General features: G+C 71.2%; 7 protein-coding genes. 4 read left to right on the top strand and 3 right to left on the bottom strand.

Annotation, left to right across the window (positions count from 1 at the left end):
- Positions 1-589 precede the first annotated feature (589 nt).
- On the bottom strand, positions 590-730 hold the full coding sequence (locus tag ACFWPS_RS45195) for a hypothetical protein (protein ID WP_383717669.1): 141 nt from the start codon (positions 728-730) through the stop codon (positions 590-592).
- Here ACFWPS_RS45195 and ACFWPS_RS45190 point away from each other — a divergent pair.
- Positions 729-1,154, top strand: a complete 426-nt coding sequence (locus tag ACFWPS_RS45190; protein ID WP_383717666.1) for a nuclear transport factor 2 family protein — start codon at positions 729-731, stop codon at positions 1,152-1,154. The genes ACFWPS_RS45195 and ACFWPS_RS45190 overlap by 2 nt on opposite strands.
- Before the next feature lie 245 nt (positions 1,155-1,399).
- On the top strand, positions 1,400-2,392 hold the full coding sequence (locus ACFWPS_RS45185; protein WP_383717664.1) for an alpha/beta hydrolase family esterase: 993 nt from the start codon (positions 1,400-1,402) through the stop codon (positions 2,390-2,392).
- Between the two features lie 193 nt (positions 2,393-2,585).
- Here the strand turns inward: ACFWPS_RS45185 and ACFWPS_RS45180 are convergent, their stop codons facing one another.
- Positions 2,586-3,047, bottom strand: coding sequence for a YybH family protein (locus tag ACFWPS_RS45180; RefSeq protein ID WP_383717662.1), 462 nt, complete (start codon positions 3,045-3,047; stop codon positions 2,586-2,588).
- A 148-nt stretch (positions 3,048-3,195) separates the two neighbouring features.
- On the opposite strand from ACFWPS_RS45180, the gene ACFWPS_RS45175 reads away from it, so the two are divergent.
- The gene (locus ACFWPS_RS45175) at positions 3,196-3,591 is read left to right on the top strand and encodes a winged helix-turn-helix transcriptional regulator (protein WP_383717660.1); all 396 of its coding nucleotides are present in this window, start codon (positions 3,196-3,198) and stop codon (positions 3,589-3,591) included.
- Positions 3,592-3,910: 319 nt separating this feature from the next.
- A complete protein-coding gene (locus ACFWPS_RS45170; protein ID WP_383717658.1) occupies positions 3,911-5,485 on the top strand; it encodes a carboxylesterase/lipase family protein in 1,575 nt (524 codons plus the stop codon).
- A gap of 451 nt (positions 5,486-5,936) precedes the next feature.
- On the opposite strand, the gene ACFWPS_RS45165 is transcribed toward ACFWPS_RS45170, so the two are convergent.
- Positions 5,937-6,059 carry a hypothetical protein gene (locus tag ACFWPS_RS45165; protein WP_383717655.1) on the bottom strand — a complete coding sequence of 41 codons (123 nt, stop codon included), beginning with the start codon at positions 6,057-6,059 and terminating at the stop codon, positions 5,937-5,939.
- Between the last annotated feature and the right edge of the window lie 17 nt (positions 6,060-6,076).

Genomic DNA, 6,076 nt, shown 5'->3' with positions numbered 1-6,076 from the left:
TCCCTACGGAGCGATCATTCGCAATTCCTAATTGGCAGCCGAGTCGTCGTGGGGCGCCGGGCGGCCAATCACTGAGAGCCACAAGCGGCAGAGCTATTTCAACCACACCCGGCGCCCCTGGGTGAATGAACCATACGAAGGGCTCACCACGTCCCGCAGAACAACGTAGGGAATCATTTATCTGAAAAGGCAGCGATCTCCGCTTGGCCGCTTGGCGTGCCCCCTACCCAACTTCCACTTACCAGAAGTTAGCGCTGACCTCTGGTAAGCATCCTTTGCCCATGACGCCGTGCAGGAGAATCCATGCAAGCCCGCAAGGCCACCACCGCCGTACTCATGACGGTCGCCCCTCGCCACCGCGGTCGCCGTCGCACCCGCCGCGGCGGCCACCCCCACAAGCGCCTCTCAGCGACACTGCCAGGGTGACGAGGCCCGGCTCGAACTGCAGAAGTCGGTCGCCGTCCGCGTCCTCAAGGGCGTGTTCGAACGGGGAGACACCAGCGTCGTCGACCGGTTCGTGCGGACCGACTACATCCAGCACAATCCGCAGGTCGGCGACGGAGCGGCCGCCCTCAAGGCGATCGGCCGCTCATTCCACCAGCAGTTCCCCCACGCCGGGGACGCGCGGGAGTGCCGCCGTCGACATCTTCCGCTTCCAGGGCGGGAAGATCGCCGAACACTGGGACGTGATCGAGGAGGTGCCGGCCACTTCCGTCAGCGGCAACGACATGTTCTCCACGCTCAGCCGGCCCCAGACGTCCGACCCCGGCCCGGACCGGCTCACGGCGCGCAACAAGGCGCTCACCACCGAGTACTACGACCGGCTCCTCGTCCACCAGGACCTTTCCGCCATCGACACCTACGTGGCACCGGAGTACCACCAGCACAATCCCGCCATCGCGGACGGCCCCGAAGGAGCACGCGCCGGTCTTGCCGCGCTGTTCGAGCAGTCCCCGCAGCTCGATGTCCAGCCCAAGAGGATCATCGCCGAGGGAGACCTGGTGGCGTTCCACAGCCACTTCATCCCCGCGCCCGGCGATCCCGGCCTGGCCATCGTGGACATCTTCCGGATCCGCGACGGGAAGGTCGTGGAGCACTGGGACGTGATCCAGAACGTGCCGACCAGCTCCGCGAACGACAACACCATGTTCTGACGACGCGGCAATGGTCGACAGGCCTGGCCGCGGGGTGTCGAGCACCCCGCGGCCTCAAGGCCGGCGCGGCCATGGAGCCTAAAACCTAGTTTCGTTCGAAATTAGCCGCTAGGGTTCCGGCCACCCCTCCCGCGGGCGGGCGTCGTCGTCCGCGAGACGGCACCGCCCGCGTATGCCCGGCTGTCCGGATGTCCGGCGCCGCGCACGACCGCGGGCCTCCGAGCCGCACTCCAGGGAGATCTCACGTGCGCAGACCGAGAACCCCGCTTCGCACCCTGTTCGCCTGTTTGACAGCCACGCTCCTCACCGCCGCGGCCATGGCGCCGTCCACGGCGGCCACCCGCGACGGCTCCGCCTCGTACCGCGGATGCCGGCTGGAGCCGGGACGCACGACCCTCACCGTCCGCTCCGGCGGGCTTGACCGGGTCGTGGTGGTGTACGTCCCCCACGGCACGGCGGGGCAGGGCCGACTGCCGCTGGTGCTGAACCTGCACGGCAGCCAGGGCGCCGCCACCTGGCAACTGGACGGCAGCCAGCTGGAGGAGACCGCCGAGAGCGAGGGCTTTCTGGTGGCCGCACCGCAGGGCGCCATGGTCCTGGGCGCCGGATACCAGTGGAACGTTCCGCATGTCACCGACGGCGACGGACCGGACGACGAGCGGTTCCTGACCGACACCATCACACAGCTCGTCCGCACCGGATGTGCCGACGAGGACCGGGTCTACGCGACCGGGTACTCCGGCGGCGCCCGCATGGTGTCCCAGTACGCCTGCGACAACCCCGGCCGGGTCGCGGCGATCGCGGCGGTCTCGGGCCTGCGGGCGGGTGCCCCCGTGGCGGGAGCCGACGGGGCCCTCGTACCCGACCCCGAGACGTGCGCACCCGAACGTCCCGTCCCGGTACTGGCGTTCGCCGGCACCGGCGACCAGATCAACCCGTTCACGGGCGGCGGCGCCGCGTACTGGGGTTACGGCGCCGTCGCCGCCCAGAGCCGCTGGGCCGCCCTCGACCACTGCCGCCGGGGCCCACGGGACACCCGCGTCTCCGAACACGTGACCCGCACCAGCTACGCCGGTTGCCGCCACGGCGCGGAGGTCACCATGTACGTCGTCGAAGGCGGCGGCCACACCTGGCCCGGGGCGACAGTGCCGTGGCCGCCGGTTCTGGGGACGGTCACCCAGGAGATCAGCGCCAACCAGCTCATGTGGCGCTTCTTCCAGGACCACGAACGTTCCTGAAGCGAACCCGACACCGCAGGGCGGTTCCTTCGTGAAACCCCGTCAGGGGTCTCACGGGACACGGCCGGCTCGTCACCGAGGAGGCCTGCACGGACGACAGCAGCCCGATTGCCTGCGCCGACCGCAGGGAAGCCGCCCGAACCGCTCGTGGGGGGGTGCCGGAGACCCCGGCACCCCCCACCGCCACCGCCACTCAGCGCTGAACGGGCGTGTTCGGCGGTCCGCCCCAGTTCCACGACACGATCCTCCACTGCTCGCCCGACCTGGCCAATGCGAACGTCCAGGTCCCCCGTGCCTCGACGGCGAGTTCCGGGCCGGAGACGAGCGCCCTCGCGTACACCGCGGCGTACGCGTGGTCACCGGCGACGTAGATCCGCTGCCACTCACCGAGCTCGAACTCGACCGTGGTCAGCCCCACCGACCCGATGGCGGCCTGGAGGTCCTTCCACCACGCCCGGGTCGGCGAGTCGCCTTCCCAGACGAACGGCGGAAACGCGTCCACCAGCATCCCGGACGGCGCCCAGTCGGCTGCGATGGCATCCTCGTCGGCGCTGTTCAAGGCGAGCACATGATGCCGGATCACGGCCTCCACGGCCGCGGTCTCCTCGTCCTGGGACGGTGCCGCCGTCGCCGCGGAACCTGTGGCCTCGCTCATGAGTACTTCCCTGTGGTCAAGCCTGACGGAGTCCGGGAGTCCCCGGGGAAACCGACGGTACGACCTGCTGAAACGGGCCCACAAGAAGGCACTTTGCAGAGATCAGGTCGCATCCGTGTGACCATGAGAGGGAACGGGAGGCTCTGGTATGTCACACACCGCGTCGGACTTGCTGGACAAACGGAAGGGCGCGCTCGATGCGCACTGCGTCGTCCGCGACATCCTGAACCGGGTCGGTGACCAGTGGAGTCTGCTGGTCGTCACGACGCTGGCGGAGGGGACCAAACGGTTCAGTGAGCTGTCGCGTGAGATCGGCGACGTCTCGAAGCAGATGCTGGCGCGCACCCTCCGGCAGCTCGAACAGGACGGATTCGTCCAGCGGACGGTCTTCCCGGAGGTTCCTCCTCGCGTGGAGTACACGCTGACAGAGCTGGGACGCTCGTTCCTGGGGCCGGTCATCGGCCTCGTGGAGTGGGCCGACGCGCATCACGACGCCGTCGTCGCCGCACGGTACGACTACGAGGGTCGCGCCCAGGACCGGTGAGCGTCGCGACACGCGAAGGCGGGATCTCCGTCACCCGATTCCGGCGTCACCCGATTCCGGCGCCGCCCGACCTCGGCGCCGCCCGGACGCGGCGTGCCGTCGCGGAGCGCGCTCGTGGACGTCCCCATAACAAAAACCTTGCAGTGTTCGGTTTTCAAGTCTAGGCTCTCGCCCGCACAGGGAGCCTTCCGACCACCCGCCGCGCGCCGAGCCGGTACCAGCGCCTCACAGGCGGACGGGCCGGGCACGGAGCCGGCCCCCATGCAAAACCGGGAGCGAACGACAGGACGACGGGGCCGAGCGTGAAAGGCATGACGAGATGACCGATTCCCAGGAGACGGCACGCCCGGTGGTGACGACCACCCACGGAGCCGTCCGCGGAGTCCGCTCGGACGGCGGTCTGCGCTTCGCCGGAATCCCGTTCGCCGCTCCCCCCGTTGGCGCACTGCGGCTGCGGCCGCCTGTGCCCGCCGCACCCTGGGCCGGTGTCCGCGACGCGTCTCGCTTCCCGGCGGCACCGGCCCAGCACGCCGGCATCACCCCCGAGATCCAGGCGCTCGGTACACACGCGGTCGGCGTCGCCCGGGCGCTCGGCGCGGCCGACGGCGAGTTCTCCGAAGACTGTCTCTATCTGAACGTGTGGACCCCCGGCGTCGACGGCCGGCTGCCCGTGCTGATGTGGATCTACGGCGGAGCGTTCGAGTCGGGCACGGCGTCGCCGCCGAGCTTCGACGGCACGGCGCTGTCCCGGCTGACCGGCGCGGTCGTGGTGGCCGCCAACTACCGCGTCGGAGCACTGGGATGGCTCCATCCGGCGGGACCGGGCAGCGAGCGGTGGACCGCGAGCGCCAACCTCGGCCTCCAGGACCAGACCACAGCCCTGCGCTGGATCCGCGACAACGTCGCCCGCTTCGGCGGCGACCCCGGCAACGTCACGGTCGCCGGCGCGTCCGCCGGGGCGTTCTCCGTCGGGACCCTGCTGGCCCTCCCGGACGCGAAGGGCCTGTTCCACAAGGCGATCCTGCAGAGCGGCAGCGTCACCCGCGTGCAGGCCCCCGACACCGCGCGGGCACTCACCGAGCACTTCCTCTCCGCCGTGGGCGTCAAGTCCCTCGACGAACTGGCGACCGCCCCGCTCGGGCGCATCCTCGACGCGCAGCCCTCCGTCGTCGACTCCGACGTCGGCCGGCGCAACCTGCCGGGAGGACGCATCTGGGGCGTGGTCCACGACGGTACGATGCTGCCCGCACGCCCCCTCGACGCCGTCGGGGCCGGAGCAGCCGTGGGCATCCCACTCCTGATCGGCGCCAACCGCGACGAGATCCGCATGTGGGCGGAGCTCGGCGGTGCCGGTTACCGCCCCGCCGACGAGGGCGCCCTGACGGCCGAGATGACCCGGGCGGGTGTCGCCGACCCGGCGGCGCTCCTGGAGGCATACCGCGTTCAGCTCCGTGGCGCGCCCCAGCCCGGCCGTCCGGAGGCCGCCGCGCCGGACGAACTGCGCGATCTGCGCACGCTGTTCCTCAGCGACGCCGTCTACCGCGTCCCGTCCGCCCGGCTCGCCCGCGCCCAGGTTGCGGCGGGCGGCCCGGCCCACACCTACCTCCTGTCCGCCGAGCCCTTCGGCGCGGGCACGGGTGCGTTCCACGGCGCCGAGACGTTCTACCTCGGCGACAGACTCGCCGCCCTGGACATCGACACCCCCGACAACCGGGCCATCCGCGACCAACTCGCCACCGCCTGGAGGCGGTTCCTGTACACGGCCGACCCCGGCTGGCCCACCCACGACCCCACCGCCACGCCCACCGGGACCACCCGCCTGATCGGACCGGACCCGCGGGACATCCACGAACCGCCCCTCGACATCGCGGCACACTGGGACCTCGGCACCTGACCGACCCGCCCGGGACCGCGACGAGCGGTGCCCGCGAGCAGTTCGCGGCTGCCTCCGAGGCAGGACCGGCGCGGCAGGGGCGAACAGCCCCATATACTCCGCCACGATGTCGCCGGCGCGGGAAGCCCAGGGCGAACGGGAGCGCCGCGAGCCTCCCCGCGCCGACTCGTCGTGCCGCAGCCTCGCCGGGCCTGTCGCGCCATGACCGGCCTGCCGTACCGTGCCCTGCGTCCCTTCGCCGTCCCAGCGCGCCCGCACTTCCCTGCCGTGCCGGGTCGACGAACGGCCCGGTGCCGTTTCGCACGGCCGTCGGACTCCCGCTCGGGCCTTCCCGCTCTCCCCGAGTTCGCCCTCCGCGCTACCGGAACACCCTCCGCTGGATCTCCTGCCGGTAGTCCTCGAGCGCGTGCTGCCCCGCCCAGACGGCACACGCGGCGGCCGGCACCGACTTCTACGTCGACCCCTCGCGCGGCAACGACCACAACCCGGGCACCCGGGAGTCCAGGCCCTTCAGGACGATCCAGCGGGCCCGTGCCGCGGTACGGGCGGTCAACTCCCACATGGCCGGGGACATCACCGTCCACCTGCGCG

It is taken from the genome of Streptomyces sp. NPDC058457 (assembly GCF_042720695.1).
In the GTDB taxonomy this organism is placed as follows: Bacteria; Actinomycetota; Actinomycetes; order Streptomycetales; family Streptomycetaceae; genus Streptomyces.
This window is presented reverse-complemented; position numbering and strand designations above follow the sequence as displayed.

Bases quoted from the DNA above. Each gene is read 5' to 3' on its own strand.
- ACFWPS_RS45190 (WP_383717666.1), top strand. From the start codon at position 729: ATGTTCTCCACGCTCAGCCGGCCCCAGACGTCCGACCCCGGCCCGGAC.
- ACFWPS_RS45195 (WP_383717669.1), bottom strand. From the start codon at position 730: ATGTCGTTGCCGCTGACGGAAGTGGCCGGCACCTCCTCGATCACGTCC.
- ACFWPS_RS45180 (WP_383717662.1), bottom strand. From the start codon at position 3,047: ATGAGCGAGGCCACAGGTTCCGCGGCGACGGCGGCACCGTCCCAGGAC.
- ACFWPS_RS45175 (WP_383717660.1), top strand. From the start codon at position 3,196: ATGTCACACACCGCGTCGGACTTGCTGGACAAACGGAAGGGCGCGCTC.
- ACFWPS_RS45170 (WP_383717658.1), top strand. From the start codon at position 3,911: ATGACCGATTCCCAGGAGACGGCACGCCCGGTGGTGACGACCACCCAC.
- ACFWPS_RS45165 (WP_383717655.1), bottom strand. From the start codon at position 6,059: ATGTCCCCGGCCATGTGGGAGTTGACCGCCCGTACCGCGGCACGGGCC.